Source organism: Ruegeria sp. CL5, from assembly GCF_056536485.1.
Genome location: NZ_JBQFPS010000012.1, coordinates 1 through 17992, shown reverse-complemented (window position 1 = coordinate 17992; position 17992 = coordinate 1). Strand labels below are relative to the sequence as shown.

General features: G+C 54.0%; 16 protein-coding genes and 1 pseudogene. 6 read left to right on the top strand and 11 right to left on the bottom strand.

From position 1 onward, the window contains the following. Positions 1 to 5 precede the first annotated feature (5 nt). From ACR0IU_RS18060 to ACR0IU_RS18040, 5 genes and pseudogenes are all read left to right on the top strand, one after another. Complete coding sequence (locus ACR0IU_RS18060) at positions 6 to 1235, top strand: L-rhamnose isomerase (protein ID WP_480717211.1); 1230 nt, start codon at positions 6 to 8, stop codon at positions 1233 to 1235. Between the two features lie 466 nt (positions 1236 to 1701). After that, positions 1702 to 4338, top strand: coding sequence for an AsmA family protein (locus ACR0IU_RS18055; RefSeq protein WP_480717210.1), 2637 nt, complete (start codon positions 1702 to 1704; stop codon positions 4336 to 4338). 247 nt (positions 4339 to 4585) lie between these two features. Beyond that, positions 4586 to 5821, top strand: a complete 1236-nt coding sequence (locus ACR0IU_RS18050) for a metallophosphoesterase family protein (protein ID WP_480717209.1) — start codon at positions 4586 to 4588, stop codon at positions 5819 to 5821. A gap of 260 nt (positions 5822 to 6081) precedes the next feature. Beyond that, positions 6082 to 6483 carry an adenylate/guanylate cyclase domain-containing protein gene (locus ACR0IU_RS18045; protein WP_480717208.1) on the top strand — a complete coding sequence of 134 codons (402 nt, stop codon included), beginning with the start codon at positions 6082 to 6084 and terminating at the stop codon, positions 6481 to 6483. Between the two features lie 57 nt (positions 6484 to 6540). Beyond that, positions 6541 to 6738, top strand: a pseudogene (locus ACR0IU_RS18040) (transposase); the annotation flags it as partial. A gap of 49 nt (positions 6739 to 6787) precedes the next feature. On the opposite strand, the gene ACR0IU_RS18035 reads toward ACR0IU_RS18040, so the two are convergent. From ACR0IU_RS18035 to ACR0IU_RS17985, 11 genes are all read right to left on the bottom strand, one after another. Continuing rightward, positions 6788 to 7729 (bottom strand): YHYH protein, encoded by a 942-nt coding sequence (locus tag ACR0IU_RS18035; protein ID WP_480717207.1) that lies wholly within the window; start codon positions 7727 to 7729, stop codon positions 6788 to 6790. 77 nt (positions 7730 to 7806) lie between these two features. Continuing rightward, the gene (gene kce / locus ACR0IU_RS18030; RefSeq protein ID WP_480717206.1) at positions 7807 to 8745 is read right to left on the bottom strand and encodes a 3,5-dioxohexanoate:acetyl-CoA acetone transferase; all 939 of its coding nucleotides are present in this window, start codon (positions 8743 to 8745) and stop codon (positions 7807 to 7809) included. A gap of 4 nt (positions 8746 to 8749) precedes the next feature. Next, positions 8750 to 9778: a branched-chain amino acid ABC transporter permease gene (locus ACR0IU_RS18025; protein WP_480717205.1), complete on the bottom strand. Its 1029-nt coding sequence runs from the start codon at positions 9776 to 9778 to the stop codon at positions 8750 to 8752. Further along, positions 9775 to 10638 carry a branched-chain amino acid ABC transporter permease gene (locus ACR0IU_RS18020; protein WP_480717204.1) on the bottom strand — a complete coding sequence of 288 codons (864 nt, stop codon included), beginning with the start codon at positions 10636 to 10638 and terminating at the stop codon, positions 9775 to 9777. The genes ACR0IU_RS18025 and ACR0IU_RS18020 overlap by 4 nt, the downstream gene beginning before the upstream one ends. A gap of 1 nt (position 10639) precedes the next feature. Beyond that, complete coding sequence (locus ACR0IU_RS18015) at positions 10640 to 11347, bottom strand: ABC transporter ATP-binding protein (RefSeq protein ID WP_480717203.1); 708 nt, start codon at positions 11345 to 11347, stop codon at positions 10640 to 10642. Then, on the bottom strand, positions 11340 to 12068 hold the full coding sequence (locus tag ACR0IU_RS18010; RefSeq protein ID WP_480717202.1) for an ABC transporter ATP-binding protein: 729 nt from the start codon (positions 12066 to 12068) through the stop codon (positions 11340 to 11342). Before ACR0IU_RS18010 ends, ACR0IU_RS18015 begins: the two co-directional genes overlap by 8 nt. 50 nt (positions 12069 to 12118) lie before the next feature. After that, positions 12119 to 13399, bottom strand: coding sequence for an ABC transporter substrate-binding protein (locus ACR0IU_RS18005; RefSeq protein WP_480717201.1), 1281 nt, complete (start codon positions 13397 to 13399; stop codon positions 12119 to 12121). A gap of 43 nt (positions 13400 to 13442) precedes the next feature. Beyond that, complete coding sequence (locus ACR0IU_RS18000; RefSeq protein ID WP_480717200.1) at positions 13443 to 14366, bottom strand: 3-hydroxyacyl-CoA dehydrogenase family protein; 924 nt, start codon at positions 14364 to 14366, stop codon at positions 13443 to 13445. 3 nt (positions 14367 to 14369) lie between these two features. Continuing rightward, the gene (locus ACR0IU_RS17995) at positions 14370 to 15155 is read right to left on the bottom strand and encodes an SDR family NAD(P)-dependent oxidoreductase (RefSeq protein WP_480717199.1); all 786 of its coding nucleotides are present in this window, start codon (positions 15153 to 15155) and stop codon (positions 14370 to 14372) included. A gap of 11 nt (positions 15156 to 15166) precedes the next feature. Further along, positions 15167 to 15511 carry a cupin domain-containing protein gene (locus ACR0IU_RS17990; RefSeq protein ID WP_480717198.1) on the bottom strand — a complete coding sequence of 115 codons (345 nt, stop codon included), beginning with the start codon at positions 15509 to 15511 and terminating at the stop codon, positions 15167 to 15169. A gap of 61 nt (positions 15512 to 15572) precedes the next feature. Further along, positions 15573 to 16409 (bottom strand): cyclase family protein, encoded by an 837-nt coding sequence (locus ACR0IU_RS17985; RefSeq protein WP_155150267.1) that lies wholly within the window; start codon positions 16407 to 16409, stop codon positions 15573 to 15575. A gap of 215 nt (positions 16410 to 16624) precedes the next feature. On the opposite strand from ACR0IU_RS17985, the gene ACR0IU_RS17980 reads away from it, so the two are divergent. Continuing rightward, positions 16625 to 17371: an IclR family transcriptional regulator gene (locus tag ACR0IU_RS17980; RefSeq protein ID WP_480717197.1), complete on the top strand. Its 747-nt coding sequence runs from the start codon at positions 16625 to 16627 to the stop codon at positions 17369 to 17371. The last annotated feature ends 621 nt before the right edge of the window (positions 17372 to 17992 follow it).

The window sequence follows — 17992 nt, the reverse complement described above, 5'->3', positions numbered from 1 at the left end:
GGTCTATGAGCTATGAGAGCGCCAAAGCGCAATTCGCTGACTGGGGCGTCGACACTGATGCTGCGATCAAGGGTCTGAACGACATCCCGATTTCCGTTCACTGTTGGCAAGGCGATGACGTGGTCGGGTTCGAAAACCAGACCGGCACCTCGGGCGGAGGCATTCAGCCAACCGGAAACCATCCGGGCCGGGCCCGCAACCCCGACGAACTGCGGGCGGATCTTGAGTTTGCCTATGCAAATATCCCGGGGTCACATCGGTTGAACCTGCACGCGATGTATATGGACACAGACGATACCCCGGACCGGGATGAGATCGAGTACCGCCATTTCGAGCCATGGGTTGACTGGGCCAAGGGCATCGGCATCGGGCTGGATTTCAACCCGACCTTTTTTGCCCATAAAAAGGCCGACGACAACCTGACGTTGGCGCACCCCGACAAGGGCATCAGGGACTTTTGGATCGAACATGGGAAACGCACTCGGGACATCGCGGCGCAGATGGGAGCCGCGCTTGGTTTACCTTGCATCAACAACATTTGGGTTCCGGATGGGTTCAAGGACCTTCCTATCGACCGTATGGCGGCACGGGCCCGGCTTGAGGCCTCGCTCGACACCATATTGGCCGAGGCGAAATCGGATATGCTGGATGCGGTCGAATCCAAGCTTTTCGGCATCGGGGTCGAGGCCTGCACGGTGGGCAGCCATGAGTTCTACATGGGCTATGCGATCCGCAACAAGACACTGCTGTGCCTCGACATGGGGCACTTCCACCCGACCGAGAATATCGCCGACAAACTAAGCGCCGTGGCCCTGTCTCTGGATGAGCTTCTGCTGCACGTGTCGCGCCCTATGCGTTGGGACAGCGACCATGTGATCATCCTGAACGATGACATCCTGGCGATGGCACATGAACTGGTCAGCGGCGACCTGTTGGGCAAGACCCATATCGGGCTTGATTTCTTCGACGCCACGATCAGCCGCACGGCCGCTTGGGTGATCGGCACGCGCAACATGCAAAAGGCGCTTCTGCAGGCGCTTCTGAAGCCCTGGGGTCGCTTGCGAGCAGCGGAGGACGCGCTGGATTTCACAAGCCGGTTTGTTGTGACAGAGGAACTGAAGGACCTGCCTTACGGAGCGGTGTGGTCTGAATTTTGCGCCAGAAACGGCGCGCCTACAGGTACTGAGCTGATCACTGAGCTTGACACCTATCAGGCCTCTGTAGCGGGGCGCTGAGGCACGGTCCAATTTTATGGAAAGTCTCCGTTTGGACAATCTATGTTGGAAAGAAGGCCAAGATTGCATTCGAAAGAAAGCGGTCATCGCGCCGGTGACCATTGAGCGGCCGCATTGTCCGCGAGGCAGCCTTTTGTACTCGTTCCACTGAATGGCCAATACTCAACCAGAGATCGCTTCACATAAAACCGCTTCAACGATGTTCGCGGTTTGTTATGACGCTGTCGATCATCCGATGGTTGCGCAAACCGGCCATTCGAAACTCGGTTCTGTGGCAGCCGCTAAGCGTGAATAGCGGGCACTTTATTGTTGCTGTCCCTCACTAGTTTCTGGCGAAGGACGCCACATGCCATAAATCGATTTCCGAAACGGCTCAAATTAGTTTCTTCATGCAAGGCTGTTCTGTACGCTTTGTGCAAAATTATTCAAGAACGTTCGCGATGTGCGACAAAGCTGGTGGGAGTCTATGGCGGCGATTTTTCGTACAACAGGACGCGCTGTCTTGCTCGTCGTTGTTCTCTTCGTGCTCCTTTGGTCTGCTTTGGCCTTGCCTGTTTTTTCAGGGCTTCGAACTCCGATGTTGGAGAAGATACTTTCAGAACAAATCGGTCAGACGGTGCATATTGAAGGGGATGTCAGCATCATTTTGGGTGCAACAAGTCACGTTCGTGCAACAAAAGTCGTGGTGCCTAGCGAGACCGTAGAGAACGTGAACCTGGCAGTCTTGGAGGTTCTGGAACTGGAATTTAACTTTCCAGCGTTGATTTCGGGCCAGATTGATTTCGACAACGTTATCATTGATGGCCTGAACGTTCAGATGCTGACCGACACAGACGGAACGCAAAGCTGGGTGGCGGACAATCGGCCTGAGCTCAGTACGACAGCGTCGGGGATACAGAATGACACGGATGGTATTCTGAATTTCCTGAGCGACAAAACTGTGGCTTTCACTTCGGTTGACCTGATTGTGGACAATGAAAAAACAGGTTTTGAATTCGATTTCAAATTAACAAGCCTGCACTTGGATCAACTGGGCGACAATTCTGGTGCAACTGTCACAAGCCACGGAACCATGAACGGGCAGAGCTTTCAGATTAAAGGTGATTATCCACGAGGCCAACCGTTCACGACAAATGCGAACTTCGGTGCGATGACTCTCGGTTTTAACGGAAGCCCCATCACCGCGCAGAACGGTGGCGGCTTCGAAGGCAAGCTGACTTTGGACTCTGGCGAAATTGGCGATCTACTCGAACTTCTCCGACTCGACCGCGATATTGAAGGTCGGGCAACTTTGGCGGCTGAAGTAAAGAACCAGAACCCAATATTGAAGGTCTCGGATTTCAGCACGGCTTTGAACCTCTCGAACGGTCAATTGCTGACGGCGAAGGGCTCTGTCGACGATCTGATCGGTTTTGAAGGCATCGATATTGCTATCGACGGGCGCTTTTATCCGCAGGGCGATCCGCCTGAAACGGCCACGGATCTGAAGGATTTAAAACTGACCGACCTTTCGACCCACATCGTCGGCACAGACGAAGCGTTGGAATTTCAGGACCTCACACTCACGACAAATGCGTTTGACAATGAATTGAAGCAGATCGGTCCCGTTCGATTTGGCCGCTTGTTTCGTGCTGACAATGGTAACCTGATGCTGGAAAATATCGCATTGCAGGCGGGACCGCAGGATCGGCCTTACTTTGTCGCCAAAGGCAACATCAAAGACCTGTTGCGTCTGAAAGAAATCGACTTTAGCGGCTCGATGTCGATCCCGTCATCGCTGTTTTTCCGAGACCTTAGTGCCAAGTCTCTGGGCAGCATCGAAGGCAGCTTTTCAGTGGATGACTTACAGGGGTTCCTCAGTCTCAACGAATTCGAGGCGCAGACAGTTGATACCGAAATTTGGGAACTGAGGACCAAGGCCAAACTCGGCAATGTAAATGACTTTGAAAACCTGTCCTTCGATTTCAATCTGGCTGTCAAAGACAGCGCCCAATTTCTGGCGGCCATCGGCCAGAAATCAGTCAACGCCGGACCGTTAAAGATCGGCCTGACCGCGAACGGAAAACAAGACGATTTCTCAAGTGTCATTGCTCTGACATCCGGCAAGTCTGAACTGAGCGCCAAACTTGAGACATCTACGGCTGGCGCGCGTCCTCTGACGCAAGGCGAGGTTTCGAGTCAGAGCATCGCACTCCAGGACGTGACAGCCGCCACTTCCGTTGTTTCTCGCATTGCGAAGAGCTTTCGCCAACCCGGCACCAGTGGTGCAAAACGCGCTACATCGAAAGGGAAACCTACCGATCTTATTGAGCTCGAAGATTTTCTGCTTGATCAGGATGTCGATGTGTCCATTGACATCAAGAAAATCGAGGGCGAACAGGCAGTAACCAGTTTGTCCAGCCATCTGAAAGCAAAGAACGGCCTTGCCCAGCTCGGGCCTGTCGATGTCGCCTATGATGGCGGTCATTTCTCCGCTACGGCGAAAATGAATATGGTGAAGAGCCCGCAGTTGCTTTCACTTCAGGGCGCAATAAAGGATTGGAATCTGGCAACCCTGTTTAGTGAGTTTAATACCAAATACTCGGCAGTCGGGCGACTTCATGGAAATTTTGAGCTTACTGGAAACAGGCGCTCGGCCAACGCCTATATTAACTCGATGAAAGGCTCTGCCTCTATCCTGATGTCAAATGGCGGTATTTCAACCAGTCTTCTCGAATTGTCTGGGCTGGGCATCTTTCCATGGTTGTTTTCCGAAGAGCTGAGAAAAGGGTACAGCAAAATTACCTGCCTTGCCGCGCCGATCAAAATCGATGCCGGTGACGTTTCATTCAGCTCGTTTGTTGCGGAAACCGAAAAGGTACAGCTTGTAGCCCACGGCGAGCTGGATTGGATAAAGAACACGATTTCAATTCAGGCCGAGGCCCGAAAACTCGGCAAGCCCTTGTCGCGGAGCGCCTGGCCATTCGAAGTCGTCGGGACGCTGACGCATCCGAAAATCAAGCTTCTGCACCACAACATTTTTCAAAGACGCGCAGATGGAGCCACGATGTTACCCGAAACCCGAGAATCCTGCGTTCCGGATATCAATCAGCTCAGGCAATAGATCATTGTCGCCAGTGATTTCGGAGGCAGCCTGTTTCGGCTTTCTTCGCAACCGGTATTTCGCCCGTGTCGGAGGCTATTGTCGATAAAACCCGCGAGACGCGTCAGATGGTGAAGCCCAAAGGCGCCTTTGCCGATGTTCTGATCTGGGTTCGTTTTGTTGCGTTTGCATCAGCAGGGCTTGATACTCACTGGACTTACGGGGCCTCGCCCCTAAGCTTGCCGCATCTTCCGAAGGAGGAGTCGGCATGTTGACCAGAACCGCTTTACTTATTCTCGCGGCATGGGTTTGTCTGTGTTTCACGGTTTTGTCTTCCAAGGCTGACGTGTTGCATCATTGGGTTCAACTCGGACCCGACGACGAAATCATAATAAGAGCAGTCTCCGCCTCGTCTGATTGCCCCATGTTGCAAATCGATGATCAGGCTGTTGCAATGAATAGGCGAGCGATGCCGCAGGACCAGTTTCCTCATCTGGTTTGTGAATACCGCGCGTCGAAAATAGCTCAGAAGATAATGCTTGAAGGAAACGCATTGCCAACGCTCAATCCAAGCGTACGACGGATTGCCGTGATCGGTGATACCGGGTGCCGAATTCGGGGCTCCAGAGTACAGAACTGCAATGACCCATCCGCTTGGCCGTTGAATGCGATCCTTGAGGAAATCGCATCCAGATCGCCGGATCTGGTTATCCATGTTGGCGACTACCTGTATCGGGCCTCGGAATGCCCGGACCCAGAAAAATGCGGCGGATCTCCTTTCGGCGACACCTTCGAATCCTGGTCCGCAGACTGGCTGGGTCCGGCGGAAAGTCTGTTCAGACGCGTCCCGTTTGTCTTTCTGAGGGGCAATCACGAAAACTGTGGACGCGGCGACAAAGGGTGGTTTCGGTATTTCGAAGCCGGGCTCGTTCCCACGAGTTGCCCCGTTGTAACCTTGCCGTGGGTCGCTTCTGTTGATGGACTTGATCTGATTTTGTTCGATTCATCCGCCGGCCCGGCACCGCAAAGCAACCCCGACTTGTCAAACGTCTACGGGCAAATGGCCAGAGACGTGTTTGCGAAAGCCAGCGGCGAAGCTTGGATTCTGACGCACCGGCCACTTTGGGTGAACATGCGAGCATTCGGAGAACTAATTGATGGCGACGACACGCAGCGGGCGGCGTTCGGTGGGGTCATTCCTGAAATAGTCAACCTTGTTTTGTCAGGCCACATCCACGCCTTTCAGGCGATCGATTTACTGAACGGGCCAGTGCAGGGGATAAGCGGCAATGGAGGAACGCAGCTTGATCCAATGCCTACCGATATTGCCACCAACGTTGATGTTGCTGGCAGCCTGGCAAGTATCGTAGTCAGCAATAGTGAATTCGGTTTCTTGATGTTGACCCAAAGAACAGATGACAACTGGTCGATGGGCGCGATCGATGCAGAAGGCAACACCCGGAATCAATGCCGTCTTATCGGGCGAACGCTTTCTTGCGAATGATACAAAGCCGAATATGGGTTGAACGGTACCGTATTTTGACCCGGTTCTGAAAGCGGCGTGCTCAAAGCTGAAAATGGCGATGCTTGCAAAAGGCAGTCGGCGTTACTGTTTAGGTTCGCTATCTGACTAGTGCTGACTTTGGAGTTCACCACAGAATGAAGCCTTTCGAGCTCGAAACAGATGTTCTCCGCACGCAGGACCAATGACTGCCAACCGGCGCATTGCCCATCCAACAACAAGGCGGAGACGTTCTCAAATTCATGGGGGACGGCATACTTGCTGTTTTCAACATTGATGACGACGCGGAAGCATCGTGCAGATCTGCGGTGCAGGCGGCAGAACAAGCCCTGGCCAACCTGCGCGACTATAACGAAACAGCCGTCGAAACGAAAAAAGAGCCAGTTGAATTCGTGGTCGGCATTGATTTCAGTCGCGTCACCTTTGGCAACATCGGCAGTCCGGACCGCTTGGATTTCACGGTCGTCGGTCAGGCTGTGAACGTGGCCAGTCGGGTTCAGTACCTGTGTAAGAAACTCGACGAAAAGATGTTGGTGACACAGAAAGTCGCCAAGCACATGGCGCATAGTATCCAGTCAACTGGCTATCATTCTGTTCGCGGTTTGCCCGAGGAAATCGAGGTGTTTAGGCGCTGGACTCATTAATTTGATTGCAGCCATCTCTGCTGCGTGATTCAAGCCCCTGAGTTTCAGGGGTATTTCATGAGCAATCTATTCTGGCTGACTGAAGAACAGATGGAGCGTCTTCAGCCTTACTTTCCGAAGAGCTATGGCAAGCCGAGAGTTGATGATCGACGTGTTCTAAGTGGGATGATCTTCATCAACCGCAATGGGTTGCGGTGGTCCGATCCTCCCCGTGAGTATGGGCCGCCAAAGACGCTGTATAAACGCGAGGCGCGTGGGTTACTCTAGGATAGGTCAAACTGCGTCTCTGAAGTCAGGGTGACGATCACCTTTTTTCAAATGATTGGTCAGGTTTGCCGACCAAACAGTTCAGCACCCATGGGTAGCTTGTCGTGACATAGTATCCGTACTGGCCATTCACAGTCATGCCATTGCACTTATCTAGATCGCCAGCCCCGGTGAACTTGTAGTCGTCGATATATGTCCCGTCCGGCGTACCACCCGGCCCTGTAGGTGGAGCAGGGCGTGGTGTAGTTTTGAGTTCATAGCCAGAGATCGCGGGTCTAATTTTGCCGTCGCTGTCTTTGAAAATCGTCCCGTAGATCGGAAAACCGTCAGCTGCGAAGCCAATAACAGGTGACGGTTTATCAAGGTCGTGATCCAAAAACAGAGCATTTGGATTGGAATGGTAGTGATACCTCCCATCGGGCTGGGCGTGAGCATTGTGAAGATCTACGCCAAAACACTGATCGTAAGACGGCGGATCGAGCAGCCAAGGATCAGTGTCTCGACACCCTGCCAACACATTGCCGTTCTTATCTGCTCGCGGGCAGCTCGGGCGATAACACTCAGCCGAAAGCAAATCGACCGGCACGCCATTCAACAAAATGGCATCGTAACTCCGTTGCGACAGCGCGGTTTGGTTGCGGGCCTTTTCCGGATTTCTGGGAACCCGAAAAGTGCCAGGCAATTCGCGTACATTGTTAGCGAAGTTGGCGGTAGGCCCGTTGAAATCATGATTGGGGATACCGTTGGTCTTGAGGGTGCAGTGCTGGCTATTTGCCGATGTTTCGATTTCAGAGTTAAACTGTTTTTGGCGCGTTACGTCCTCCACTGAAGCGGAATACACTCCCGCATAATCCGCACAGTCTCCGGACCGGTTGCTGAATAATAGATTGGTGATGTCTTGGGGCGCGTTTTGCGCATGAGCCTGTACGGCCGTAAGTCCTGTCAGAAGCGCGCTGAAGGTCAAAATCTCCACTCGCATGGCTCAATCTCCTCGGTGTTTCAAAATTTTCAAACTATCAAGTCGCTCGATATAAGTTGATGCCTGTCACCCTATCCTCAGAATGCGACGCGGTCTCCTCCTTTCAAATCCAGAATTTCTCTCGCTTCGTCGGGAGTTGCGACCTGACTGCCCAGATCTTCTACAATACGTCGAATTTTGGCGACTTGCTGAGCGTTGCTTTCGGCCAGTTTTCCACGAGAGATGAACAGGCTGTCCTCCAAGCCAACACGAAGGTTGCCGCCCATCTGGCTTGCCGTCGTGGCAAGCGACATTTGTGAGCCGCCCGCTCCCAGCACCGACCACCGGTAATCGTCACCGAACAGCCTATCGGCCGTCTGTTTCATGAAGATCAGGTTGTCGACTTCGGCCCCGATGCCGCCGAGGATGCCAAAGATGAACTGAATGAAAATGGGTGCCTTAAACAGCCCAATATCCATGCAGAATTTCAAGTTGTACAAATGACCGACATCATAGCATTCATGTTCGAATTTGATGTCATGTGGCGCGAGTGTTTCAGCCGCCTCGCGAATGTCCCGGAACGTATTGCGAAAGATGTTCTGATCGGAATTCGCGACATAGTCCCTCTCCCAATCAAACTTCCAGTCGTGGTCGCTATACCGGTTGGCCAATGGGTGAAAAGAGAAATTCATCGACCCCATATTCATCGAGCACATTTCGGGGCTAAAGGTTTTGGCCGGATTGATCCGGTCTTGAATGGACAGAGTCAGCGACCCTCCGGTCGAGAGGTTCACGACCGCATCCGTTGCCTGTTTGATGCGCGGCAGGAATGGCGTAAAATCATTCGGGTCGACCGATGGGGAGCCATTCTCGGAGTTGCGCGCATGTAAATGTAAGATCGATGCACCCGCTTCGGCAGCGTCGATCGCTTGCCGCGCGACGTCATCATAAGTGTAGGGCAGCGCATCCGACATAGTGGGTGTGTGGATCGCTCCTGTTACGGCGCAAGTGATGATCGTTTTTTTCTGACGGGCCATAGGTTCAGTTTTCCTTGGATTGTCCGATGTGCTTTACGCGATAGCCCAGCGGGAAAAGTTGCAGATCATAGCGGCTCCGGATCACGCCCCAGATGCCTTTAGGTGCTTTGAGCATCACGACAATCGCAACGACGCCGAGAACAATAAGGTAAGTTGTTCCGAGGTCGGCCAGCGTTTCGCGCAGCGCAAAGAAGACGAGAGTGCCGATAATTGGCCCCTCAATGGTTCCGATACCGCCAATTACGACGATGAAGATGACGAAGGCGGTCCAGTCATTGACGCTAAACGCCGCATCCGGCGATATGCGCAGCTTTTGCAAGAAGATGAGCGCGCCGATCATTGCGGTGAATGCCGATGTGACAACGTACACAATGAACTTCGTGCGCCAGATATCGATGCCGAGGCTTCCGGCGGCCAGTTCATTGTCGCGAATTGCCGTCAGCGCCAACCCTTGGCGCGAGCGCAGGAAGAGATAGACGGCTGTCACCACCAGCACAGCGGCACCGAGCGCCAGCCAATAGCTCAGCGCTTCTCGCATCGCACGACCGGACGCCAACGATTTCACGATGGCAACGGGAAGCGAGGATCCTGAGCCTCCGCCGAGCGCGGAAATTTGCGCGAAGCTCAGCCGAAAGACCTCTGCGATGACCCAGGTGCCAATGGCAAAATATGCGCCCCGAAGCCTGAAGATCAGAACAGCCACCGGGATCGAGATCAAAGCCCCCAGCACGCCTGCGGCTGCAATAGCAACCAATGGGTTCAGCCCACCCAACATCGTAAGTGCAAAGAGCATGTAGCCACCAAAGCCTACATAGGCCTGTTGACCAACAGAGACGAGACCGGCGTAACCCGCCATGAGGTTCCAGAGAGTGGCCAGGGACAGGTAAAGAAACAGCTCTCCCATCAGACGCATGTCGGCGCGGCCTGCCCACCAGGGCGCTGCAATCAGAACAAGCAAACCGATTGCGGCTAGGATCGCGGCAACCCGTGCTGCTTTTGACGATCGAGATACGGAATAGTCCTGCAGGTTCATCCGGAAATCCTCGGGAAGAGGCCGTTCGGACGAACGGCAAGAATGACAAGGAAAGCGATATGTCCGGCAAGCACCTGCCAGCCCGGGTCAATCTTGGCTCCGATGGTTTGCGCGACGCCAAGGATAACGCCGCCAACCAGCGTGCCCCAAAGGTTGCCGAGCCCGCCGATAATGACAGCCTCAAAGCCAAAGATCAGGCGGCCCCCGCCAATCGAAGGATCAAAGCTTGTCCGAATGCCAAGCAGGATACCGGCGATTGCTGTCACGCCCAGCGCCAGAGCCATAGCCAACCCAAAGATGTGCCGACGATTAAGGCCCATGAGCTGCGCGATGTCTTGATTGTCGGATACGGCCCGAAACGCGCGACCAAGCGCGGTGTGATAAAAGGTCCATTGCAGCCCCCAGATCACAGCGATGGCGATCCCGAAGGTCAGGAGCGGTAATATCCCGAGGGTCACACCGCCTACTGCGACGCTGGCTGTTTCCAGCGAACCAGCATTCAGTGTTTGTGGGTCGGCCGTGTAGACCTCCAACAACACGTTCTGGATAATCACACTTAGCCCGAAAGTCACAAGCAGCGGTGGAAGAATATCGTCGCCCAGAGTTTGGTTCAGTAGACCGCGTTGAAGGGTATACCCAATCAGTGCCATAGCGGGAACAACAATCACCAACGCGGCCATCGGGTGCATCCCAGTCGCGGTCGTCACGGTCAGCCCTAGGTACGCGGCCAGCACGATCAAATCGCCATGGGCAATATTGACGAGCCGCATGACGCCAAAGATCAACGACAGGCCAGCAGCAAACAGCGCGTAAAGCCCACCCAGTATAGTTCCCTGCACGATAGCGTTCAGCCATTCCATATTAATCGATCCCGAAGTACGCGCGCGAAATGTCTTCGCGCGAAACGGTGTCAGACGCACTTTCCAGCGAAACGCGCCCTTCCTGCAGGCAGTAGACCCGGCTTGAAACCGACAGTGCCTTGGTTATGTCCTGTTCGACGATGATCGCGCTCATGCCTTCGCCGATGATGCCCGGTAGCGCCTCGTAGATGTCTTTGATGATGATCGGTGCCAGCCCAAGGCTGATTTCGTCGAACAGGATTAGATCTGGATTGGCCATCAATGCACGTCCGATGGCGACCATCTGCTGCTGACCGCCCGACAGCGATGTAGAGGCCTGATCTTTGCGCTCCTTAAGGATCGGAAACAGATCATAGACAGCTTTCAGATCCCAAGGGCCTGAGCGATCAACTTGAGCCCCGATAATTAGGTTTTCTTTGACTGACAACGATGGGAATAACTGGCGACCTTCCGGAACCATGGCGAGGCCAAGTTCTGCAACCTCGTCTGCGCGAAGCCGGCTGATATCCTGACCCCGGTAGTGAATCTGATCCACTCCGTTCGTCAGTAACCCGGTGATTGATCGCATCAGGGTTGTCTTGCCTGCGCCGTTTGCACCAATGATGGCCAGAACTTCTCCCTCTCCGACGTCCAATTCGACATCATAGAGCGCTTGGAAATCGCCGTAGTATGAGTTCAAACCGCGTGTCTGAAGAATTGAGTCAGGCATCGGCTTCGATCCCCAGATAGATTTCCTTGACTTCAGCGCTTTCCATAATTGCCTGTGGCTCGCCTTCGGCGATTTTTTTGCCAAAGTCGATGACGATCAGACGATCCACGACGGCCAGCAGCGCATGCACAACATGTTCGATCCAGATGATGGTGACGCCAGCGGCGTGGATGTCCTTGATGGTCTGAACCAGGGATTTGCACTCGGCTTCGGTCAAACCACCGGCAATCTCGTCCAACAGCAGCAATTTAGGCTTAGCGCATAGCGCACGTGTCAGTTCCAGGCGTTTCCGTTCCAACAAAGTCAGTCTGCCCGCTAAGACGTTTGCCTTGGGAAGCAGTTCCGTTTGGCCCAGAACCTCCAGACAAAAGCGCTCGGCCTGGTGTCCATGCATATCGGCTGATTGCGTCGCGGCGATCATTGCGTTTTCGAAAACGGTCATGCCAGAAAATGGCTGCGGGACCTGAAAAGAACGCGCGATGCCCGCATGGCTGCGCTTTGCCGCGCTCCATTTGGTGACGTTCTGCCCACTGAATTCTATCACCCCGGAATTGGATTTGAGCGTCCCAGTGATCAAGTTGAACATCGAGGTTTTGCCAGCGCCGTTGGGGCCTATTACCCCGAGTGCCTCGCCTTGCTGGACTTCATAGCTCATGGCATCGGCGACAGTGACCGCGCCAAATGCCTTGCTCAGGTCTTGGAGTCTCAAGATTGTCGTCATGTTTCTCTCGGATGGAGGGCTCGGCGCCAAGATTGGCGCCGAATGTCTGGTCAGCCCAGCAGTTTAATGTCTGCCGTTATCGGAACTTCGGGCGCGGCGCTGTTCGCAACAATCTGCAGTTCATAGGCGTCTCCGGACTTCTGCCACTGGCCACCGACCAGCGGAGTTTTGGTGACGTTGTTCATCGGCCCATCACCCCAGTTCACCGGCCCGACAATTGTGTTCAGGTTGGAGGACGTGATTGCCGAAATGATCGAAGACGGGTCTTCCAGATCATCAGCCCGTTTGATGACATCCGCGACGACTTCGAACAGAGCGTGTTTAAAGCCAAGGGGTTGAGTCCAAGGTCGACCCGACTCTGCTGTATAACCTTCGGCAAGGTCTTTCGAGGAAATGCCGGTGAGTGAGGACGAGAAAGGATGATGCGGGGACCACCAGACCTCGGTCGACAACCCGTCACCACGGTCGCCCAGCGATTCAATTACAGAGGGGAACAGCAGTGCTTTACCAATTGTAACGACCTTGGGATTGAACCCTTGTTGGGCGGCTTGGCCCCAGAATGTTGCAAAGTCCGGTGGGATCATATTGCCTGTTACGATTTCGCAACCAGCTGCTTTGAAAGCTGCGATTTGATTTGAGAAATCGTCGGACAGAGGCTGATAGCGACCGGGATCGGTCAACGTGTAGCCAGCTGCGGCGAGCGGTTTGGGCAGGCCCAGTTCCGCATCGCCCCAAGCATTACCGTCGGCATCGTTGGGGAAAAGACCACCCACTGTCTTGGTCACGCCAGTTTTGTCCCACATATCAAGGAACGCTGCGATCACATCCTCCAAACCCCAGAAGAAGTGATAGGTCGTTTCAAACCCCTCGCCCGGAACGCCGTTGCGACCAAAGAAATATGGCTGCCAAGGACAGTCGGTCGTGATGCAGGGAACTTCGTTGATCTCTGCCTGATCAGCAACAGGGTTCACCGTGTCCGGCGTTGAAGCCGCAACGATAATATCGACCTCGTCACCTAGGATCAGGTCGGCGGCGACCTCCGCTGCGCGGTTGGGGTTGGACTGGCTGTCTTTTGAGATGATCTCGACATTCCAGGTCTTTCCGTTGTTATCCAAACCGGCAGAGAAAACCTGCTGAATGGCTTGAAGCACATATTCATCAGCCTCAGCGAAACCAGCCAATGGACCGGTGCGTGGGCTGACGTTGCCAATCCTTAGCGTCGGGTTTGCGGCATAGGCACGCGTTGCCCGGAGGATGGCCGGAGCAGCGATTGCTGCAGTGGCTCCGGCTAGGAAACTGCGCCTTGTGGCCGTCTTAAAAGTCCTTTTCATTGCGTCCTCCCTTCACCGGCCTCCCGCCAGTGTTTGATTGATCTTACAAAGTCTTCTCGAGATTTTTCAGATGTGTCGCGACGCGCTGGCGAACCTGATCCGCCTCGCCCTCGGCCCATTTTTTGAACCCTTCACCGGTTTTCATGCCCAGCTTACCCGCTTCGACAAGCGACTTCAGGTAGGATGAAGGGCCTTTTTGCGTCTCAAGGTCGTGCAGCACGTTTTCGTGGATATCGAGCGTCAGATCGGTGCCAACCAGATCCGCGTTTTCCAACGGACCGAGGACCGCCAATCGCCGCCCAAAGCTGGACTTGATCACAGTATCAACCGCTTCCGCGTCACATATCCCGTTTTCCACCAGACTGACCGCTTCGCGCCACAACGCGTGTTGGAGTCGATTGCCGATAAAGCCGGGCACGTCCTTTTCGACCAACACCGGAGTTTTCCCGGCATCCTTCAACAAATCGAACATCGTCTGCGCGATCTTGGGGTCGGTCCATTCTGTCTTGATGACTTCGACCAGAGGGATCATGTGCGGAGGGTTCCACCAATGCGTTCCCAACGCGCGGCTTTTCAGTCGCAATTCAGACATGATCTGAGTGATCGGCATCACCGAAGTATTTGATGCGAGAATGCAGGTCTCTGGTGCATGCGCTTCAATCTCAGCAAAAATCGCTTGCTTAAGCTCCAGTTTTTCGGGCGCGGCTTCGAATACAGCGTCAGCATTTCGAACCGCACCTTCAGTCGTCGCAAAGATCTCAATCATCTTGAGGGTCTTTGTGATTGTGACTTCGTCATCCCCCATCGCGGCCATGCTGGCTCGGATGCGGTCAGTCACGGTGGCTCGCGCCTCTTCAACGGGGTCTGTGATGGCGACATATTGACCTGCTTTTGCCAAGGTCAGGGCGATACCGTGCCCCATAAGCCCCGCGCCAATTACCGCTATCTGCTGTTTCTTGCGCACCATTCTTTAACCCGCCGTGTATCCGCCATCGGCATGAAGGATATGCCCGGTGTAAAAATCAGATGCCCGCGACGCGAGAAAAAGGAGCGGACCTGCAAGGTCTTCTGGCTCACCTAGTCGTCCTTTGGGAACCCGGGTCAGGAAGCCATCGCGCACCGCCTTCGCTTCGTCGGTTTCTTCGAACATCCAAGCGGTCAAAGGCGAACGGAATACCGTCGGCGCGATCGCGTTGACGGTAATCCCTGTTGGACCCAGCTCACAACCCAAGGCTTTGGTTATCCCGTTCACGGCAGCCTTTGACGCGCAATACGCCGTGTAGCCGGCTGGGTGGCCCAGGATACTACGAGCGGAACTGACGAAAATGATCTTGCCATATTCGCTCACCTTCATGTGCGCCGCCGCCGCGCGCGCCAAAAGCCAGCTCTGGTTCACGTTGGCATCCATCACTGCGTCAAAGGTTTCCGGCGCCATTTCGTTGATCGGCGCAACTTTGTTCATACCGGACGCGACAACGAGAATGTCGAGTTTACCAAAGTTGTTGATGGCTTCGTCGACCAATGCCTCGCATGACGCCTCGTCTGTCGGGCGCGTGTTTATTGCGACGACCGTTGCACCAAGTGCCTCGCACTCTTTGGCAATCTCATCGAGCGCATCTTGGTTGCCTGCAGCCAGTACCAGATTGCAACCAGCCCCGGCGAGGACACGCGCGGCCACCACCCCGAAGGCACCCGAGGCTCCGGTGATCAGCGCGACGTTTCCCTTAACGTCAAACATCTTGAGTGGATCAGACATTCTTTTCGTCCTCAGCTTTCTGGCGGATACGGAATGACCACCAGCATTTTGCAGATTTGGTTGGCGCGATTTTCAATTTTGCGCACTTCGCCCGGGGCGATCGTGCAGCTGTCCATCGGACCAAGCGTGGTTTCGGCGCCATCAACGATGACGGTCATCTCGCCTTCCAAGACCACGTAGACTTTCTCAAAAGGCGTAGAGTCCGGTCCTGCACCGCCGCCCGGCAGGAACTGACTGAAGCCGATCCACTGATTTGTCGGCCCGCCTTCCTCAAACCCCTGCAAGCGAAGCCCATGACACCCAAAATGGTTCGGTGCTTCGTAGGGTTGGGCGTCTTTAAAACGCTTCAAATGCATGTCCGTCTCCGCTCAAGGTTAAAGGCGGCCGCCGGCGAACCGGCGACCGGTCCGTGAGTGTTCAGAAATCTTCGCCAGCCTCGATGCGGTACGACTGGTTCTTATCGATCATCGCCACCAATCGGATGATACAGCCGTCGCCACGGTCCCAATTCCACGGGAAGAACGCGAAAGTGCAACGCTTGCCAGTCACCGCATCCAGATCCCCACCGACATTTTCAATTCCGAGAATACCCTTGGAGAACAGCATGTTGTGCACTGGCTCCCACTCGGGGAAATCAACCTCCCACGGTGTCCCGCCTGACCATTCAAGATACTCTTTTTCGAGATGAGGCATGATCGGACCGTTTCGCTGCGGACCGATGGCAGTTGCCAGCGGGTGATCGTTTGCCTGGGTGTCGTGCCCAACGACTTTTACACCTTTTTCGATCATCCACTCAGCAGCAGAAGGAACGAGACCCGGGCAATAAGCAAAGTAGTCGCCATCTTCATACTGCTTGTGCCAGCCGGTGTTGATGATCAGCACATCGCCTTTGCGGATTGCGTGACCACAAGCCTTCTCCAGATCATCTCCGGTGATTTGCTCCCACTTCTTTTTGGGTACAGAGACCACCAAACCCGAGCCAAAGAAATGGGGGAGCGGCACCTCGTCGATGAACGGCGTTCCCTGAACGACATGCGCCGGTGCATCAATATGCGTGGTCACGTGCATCGTCGTGGTAATCGTCTGAGACAACACGCCAGACTTGGCCATATAGTGCTTTCGGTCGATCTGGACGTCCTTGAAATAGGGCCAGTTGGGGCACTGAAACCCGTATCTGTGGCTCAGGTTATAAAACTCAAGCCCCATGTCATTGTCGGTGTTTGCCTGAAACTCAATGCCGCGGATTTCGACCATTGGGCATATCTCCTCTATTCGCCGGCAACGCGGCGGTGTTCGCTTCTCAATTGTCTGGGTGGCCTCCCCACCTGTCCCGCATAATGATGCATACGCACCGCATTGCGGTCAACTATAAACTCATTATACGGTTGACTTGCACCGCATTGTGATACAACACTAAAAATCGCTAGGTATCCAGTGCTACGATGCCAAGACGGGATGAGGTAGGTTAAATGTCTGAAAAAGCGGATAAAGGTGGCATTCAGGTCATTTCCAGAGCAGCCTCGATTTTGCGTGTTCTGAAAGAAAACCAATCTGGAATGAGCTTGGGAAAAATCGCCGAGCGTGTTGACCTGCCCCGCTCTACGGTACAGAGAATCACAAGTGCACTTGCTGAAGAAAAACTTGTCATAGCAGATGCAAATGGGGGTGGCTTGAGGCTCGGTCCCGAACTAAGCGCTCTCGCGGGCGCCGCGCAGTACAGCATCGTCGAACACTGCCGGCTGCTTTTGACGGAACTGACCCAAAAGACCGGGGAAACCACAGACCTCGCTGTGATGCGCGGCATCGGCATGGTTTTCTTAGATCAGGTCCCAGGCGTCTATCGATTGACGACCGTATCGCAAGTGGGTGAGGTTTTTCCGCTGACCACCACTGCAAATGGGAAAGCTTGTCTCGCTCAACTTGGTGGAGAAGCGGCGAATAAGCTCATCCAGAACGAATGGGAAAGGAATGGTATCCAAAGAAACTTGGATGAGTTCATTTCCGAACTTGATACAGTCCGCGAAAAGGGCCTTGCCTATGATTTGGACGAGCATTCTGCCGGCGTGTCAGCGATCGGATTTTCTTTCGTCGACTGGGTCGGAGACCTGCACGCGATCTCAATTCCAGTACCAACGACGCGATTTGCACGGCAAAAAGCAACCATCGAACAAGCGCTAATTGAGACGTCAACAAACATTCAGCAAACCTTCCAGTGAGCTTAAGAAGCTGACTTGAGACAGGTTGGGTCTCACGACCGATCTTGTCTGGCAGCCCGCGCTTCCAACAAATAAGTCCATGCATTGCACCCAACGGATTGCGGCTAGTTCCGCATGGTCGCGAAGGTTGACATTCGTGTTGAATCGCAAGTTTTGCAATCATTGGATTTTTGTCGACCTCGTAACGAACCGCGAACATCGCAGTAGGGGGGTTATGTGAAGCGATCTCTGGTTGAGCGATCGCCGTATCAATAAGCCAAACAACACAACTCGTACGCCTGCCTGAAAGCAGACTTTGCAAAGTCTAGTTAACGGCACACTCCGGTCGTCTAGGCTGCGAGCGGTCAATTGTGAGTACCGCAGTGAACAGCGGCTCGGAGCCCAAACCGGAAATTTCTATCTAGGAAGAGGTGGTTTTTGGCTTTCAATTAGCCAGCTTCGGAAACGTACTCAACACTCTCAATTTTGTAGAACCAGCTTTCGCAAATAGAATGCGTCCAGTTCATTAAACGGTCTTGTCAGAAGAACTTGCCTTAAGGCGGGCAGGGGGCTTTCGTAGCTTTTGCCCATAACCAGACCTGCCTCTTTTAAGTACTTCAAAACCAGCCCAGAGATCATCCG